The organism is Caulobacter sp., assembly GCF_049283275.1.
Lineage (GTDB): Bacteria > Pseudomonadota > Alphaproteobacteria > Caulobacterales > Caulobacteraceae > Caulobacter.
On record NZ_JBAPVS010000354.1, the window covers coordinates 1 to 3,799 of the forward strand.

General features: G+C 68.9%; 2 protein-coding genes and 1 pseudogene. All 3 read right to left on the reverse strand.

Annotated features, from left to right (window positions below):
- Positions 1-236: pseudogene (locus WAL33_RS20175) on the reverse strand (hypothetical protein); the annotation flags it as partial.
- A 157-nt stretch (positions 237-393) separates the two neighbouring features.
- Positions 394-2,961, reverse strand: coding sequence for a TonB-dependent receptor domain-containing protein (locus tag WAL33_RS20180; protein WP_422183647.1), 2,568 nt, complete (start codon positions 2,959-2,961; stop codon positions 394-396).
- A gap of 58 nt (positions 2,962-3,019) precedes the next feature.
- Positions 3,020-3,799 (reverse strand): FecR family protein (locus WAL33_RS20185; protein ID WP_422183648.1); only part of this gene is annotated, 780 nt, incomplete at its 5' end.

Here is a 3,799-nt window from a genome sequence, read left to right on the forward strand (position 1 = left end):
AGGATCTGGGCGGGCGGGCGCCTGGGCTTGGCGTCGACGAAGGTCTTACCGTCCGGGAACAGCTTGCGCATCTGCACCTGGTGGAACAGCTCGGCATAGGTGTCGGCGGGGGAGGCGATCTCGCTGGGTCTGAGCGTGGCGGCCTGGGGAGCCGCGGTCAGGGGCGCTTGAGCGAGCGCCGGCGCGGCGAGGGTGAACCAGGCGGCGGAGACGATCAGGACGTGGCGGGAGTTCACGGCGTTCCTCCGGGAGGCAGACAGCTCAAGCTTCAAACGGGAAAAACGCGGATCGGGTCCGAGGGAGACCCGATCGGCGGTAGGAGAGTTGCGGGGAGAGCAACCCGTCCGCCGGACCGCTGGGGGCGGTCCGGCGGATCCTGATCGGGAGAACCGGTCAGAAGTTGTAGCCGACGCTGACCTTGAACGACCGACCCAGGATCGGCCGCGCGTTGGCCCCGCTGGTTGAGCGCGGATCGCCCTCGGTCAGGCCGTGGCTGTCGGTGAGGTTGTCGGCCGAGACCTGGACGGTGAAGTCGGCGACGTCGAAGATCGCGCCCAGGTCGATCTTGGTGTAGCCCTTCAGCACCTGGGTGTTGGCGTTGTCGGCGAAGCGGTCGTCCACCGCGCTGACCGTGCCGTAGAAGGTCGACTCCACCGAGCCCAGGGTCACGTCGTAGCTGGGGGTGAAGCGGATCATCCAGTCGGGCTGCCGCTGGGCGCTGTTGCCCTTGTTGGCCGGGATCGACGACTTGGTGATCTCGGTCTTCTGCCAGGTGCCGTTCACGGCCAGGGACAGGCCGAAATCCGAGCGCCAGCGGCCGTCCAGCTCGACGCCGTGGGCCTTGTTGCTGTTGCTCTCCTGGATGCCGCCGACGTCGGCGAACTTGGCGCCCTTGAACTCGTTGGCGAAGCCGGTCGCATAGAGCTCGAAGGGCCCGCTGCGCAGCTTGTAGCCCAGCTCGTACTGGTCGACCGACAGGGTGTCGGTCAGGCCTTCGCGGAAGTTGTCGAAGCTGGGGAACTTGTAGCCGCGCGAATAGCGGCCGAATACGCCCGACACGCTGTTGAGGTCGTAGTTCACCCCGACCGTGTAGCTGGTCTTGCTGTGGCTGTAGTCGGTGGTGCGCAAGGCCAGGCCGTCGGGGAAGCCGGGGCCGTCGTCGACCACGTAGTCGGTCTGAAAGCGCTCGCGGCGCACGCCCAGATCGATGCGCAGCGGGTCGATCACCTGCCAGGAGTCGGCCAGGTAGAAGGCGTCCACCCGCCCGTCGCCGGCCGAGGTCAGGCCGAACTTGAAGCAGCTGGAGGTGCTGCCGGCCGTGGCCAGGTCGGCGCAGGTGACCGGGGCGGCCAGGTAGTCGCCGTTGGCCTTGACCTGCATCGGCTCGACATTGCCGATCGTCCAGAAGTCGTCGGACTTGAAGCTGGAGGCGTAGTAGCCGGCCGACAGCTGGTGCGTGCCGATGGTCTTGCCGATCGACAGGTCGTTGGTCACGGCCTTGATCTTCTTCTCGACGATCCAGGCGCCCCAGTTCTGCACGTAGTCGTTGGCGCCCAGGGCGGCGCCGCCACGGGTGTTGATGGCGCCCGGGACCACGGTGTTCAGCGAGGCGACCGTGATCGCCGCGCCGTCCGGCACCAGGCCGTAGGTGTTGGCGTCGCCGTCCGTGACGCTGAAGCGGTCGCGCAGGCTCCAGCCGTCGCCGAACTCGTGCTCGAACCCGCCGCCGGCCACGAAGCCCTTGAAGCCCCGGCCGTCGGCCAGGTCGAAATTGCGGGTCGTTCCGGCGGCGTTGATCTGCAGGGTGTGGAAGCGGCTGGCCTCGCCGATCTGGGTGTAGGTTCCCTTGTCGACGCCGGGCACGTTGATCGCGAACGGCAGGTACCAGGCGCCGTGGTCGTCGGTGTAGCGGGCGTAGAGGTTGAGCTTGCCGTGCTCCATCCGCTTGGTGATGTTGACCGTGAACTGCTGGCCGACCTCGCTGTCGAACTGGGTGTCGCGCACGCCCGGCGAGGTGGTCGCATAACCGCCGACCATGAAATACAGGTCGTCGGCCAGCTTGCCGCTCAGCAGGCCGTCGACGCGACGCAGGTCGTAGTCGGAGGCCGACAGCTTGACCAGGCCGTGTGTCTCCTCGCCGCCTTCCTTGAGCTGGAAGTTGGTGGTCAGGCCCGGCTGGCCGTTGGAGAAGATCGGGTTGGGGCCGCCGCGCAGGGCTTCCATCCGCGAGATCGTCTCGTCGACCCGGAAGATCGAGCTGTTCTCCAGGAACGACAGGGTCGAGGGCGGATAGATCGGCGAGCCCTGCAACTGGATGGTCAGGAACTCGGCGTCGCCGGTGGCGGGGAAGCCGCGCACGAAGACATTGGCGCCGGCCACCCCGCCCGAGGTCTCGACCCAGACGCCGGGCACCAGGGTCAGCAGTTCGGCGGTGCTCTTGGGCGAGGCCTTGGTGATGTCGTCGGCGTTGACGGTGGTGACGGCGAAGCTGGCGGCCAGCTTGTCGATGCCCTTGCCGCCGGGGGTGCCGACCACGATCACTTCCTCGACCTGGGCCGGGGTCTCGGGTTCCGGCTCCACGGCCGTGGCGGGCGCGGCTTGGCTTTGGGCGCTGGTGGCGACCAGCAGCGTCTTGGCGCGGATGGCGTAGACGCCGCTGGCGGTGGGCTGGGCGCTGAGGCCCGTGCCGTTCAGCAGGCGCTTGAGGCCGGCCTCGGCGGTGTAGGCGCCGGACAGGGCCGGGGCGCGTTTGCCGCGCACGCTGGCCTCGTCGAAGGCCAGCTGCTGGCCGGAGGCCTGGCCGAAGGCGCGCAGGGCGCTGCTCAGGTCCTGGGCGGGAATGTCGAAGCTGTAGGTGGCTTGCGTCTGCTGGGCGTGGACGGCCGCGGGGGCGGTCAGCAGCATCAGGGTCGCGGCGGCCGTGGAGCCCCAAGCCAGCCGACGGTTGAAGGATCTGCGCATGTGTCTTCCCTCCCTTATGCGCCGACGTTGATTGCGGCGCTTTGGAAGGTGAGACGCCTCAGCTCGTCGAAGACACACCGGCCGGCGCGGAATTTTTTTGGCCGCGGTCGATTTTCAGCACGGTCACGCCATTGGCCGCAACCGCGTGGACCGGCAGCACGGCCGTCACTCCGTCGACGAAGGCGCCGGTGTCGCCTGAGGTGAACACGCCGCTGATCCGCAGCTGGGCGACGCCGGGATCGCCGATCTTCAGCTTGTCGCGGGCGTAGCGGTTCACCCGCTCGACGGCCAGGTCCATCGGTTCGTCCTGGAACACCAGCTGGCCGTTCTCCCAGGCCTTGGCGCGGACAGGGTCCAGCTGGCTGACGACTGTGGCGTTGGTCTCGGTCGAGGTCACCAGTTCATGGTCGGGCGTCAGCAGCCGGTCGGCGGGCGCGCCGCCGATCCTGACCGGTGCGGCGGTGTCGGCGCGGCCGGTCTTGTCGTCCAGCACCGCCACGTGGCCCTCGTAAAGCACCACGCGCATCTGGCCGGTCAGGCGCTCGACGCTGAACACGGTGCCGGTGGCCACCACCAGCTTGTCGCCGGCCGCCACCGAGAACGGGCGCAGCGGGTCCTTGGCGACCGAGAACTTGGCCCGGCCGCTGTCCAGCCACAGCCGGCGGCGGCCGCGCTCGTACTTGACCTTCAGCACGGTGGCGCTGTCGAGCGAGGCGCGCGAGCCGTCGGCCAGCTCGACGATCCGCCGCTCGCCCTCGGTGGTGCGATAGACGTCGGGCAGACTGGCCCGCCAGGCCAGGCCGCCGGCGACGGCGACCACCAGGCTGGCGGCCAGGGC